This is a genomic window from Tamlana crocina, assembly GCF_012037625.1.
Genome location: NZ_JAAVJS010000293.1, coordinates 1 through 426 on the forward strand (window position 1 = coordinate 1; position 426 = coordinate 426).

The following is a 426-nucleotide window of genomic DNA, read 5'->3' on the forward strand; positions in this document are numbered from 1 at the left end:
TATAGGAGTTATAATCTGAAATAAAGTCAGACACACAATAGCTCTTTTTATAGTCGATCGTGTGAGAAATACTTCTTTCAATTTGTTTTTCCAAACGCTTGATCATGATCTTGAAAAACTTCTCCCGGGTGGCTTCTTCATCTTTTAATCCCGGTGCCAGGGGCATTAATAGAAAAAGATTTTCATGACCTGCAGGCGCTACAGAAGCGTCTGTCCTGGAAGGGCAGCAAACGTAGAACAGTGGTTTTTTAGGCCATTGAGGTTCCTTATAAATTTCTACGGAATGATCGAACAGATCTTCATCAAAGAACAATGTATGGTGTTCCAGCTCAGGAATTTTTTCTGAAACTCCCAGATAATAGATGAGGCTGGAGGGTGCAAAAATCTTTTTCTCCCAAAATTTTCCGTCATAATTCCGGAATTCCT

General features: G+C 39.4%; 1 protein-coding gene. It reads right to left on the reverse strand.

Annotated features, from left to right (window positions below):
* The coding region (locus HC176_RS16780; protein ID WP_425338221.1) for a phytoene desaturase family protein at positions 1-426 on the reverse strand (426 nt) is incomplete at both ends.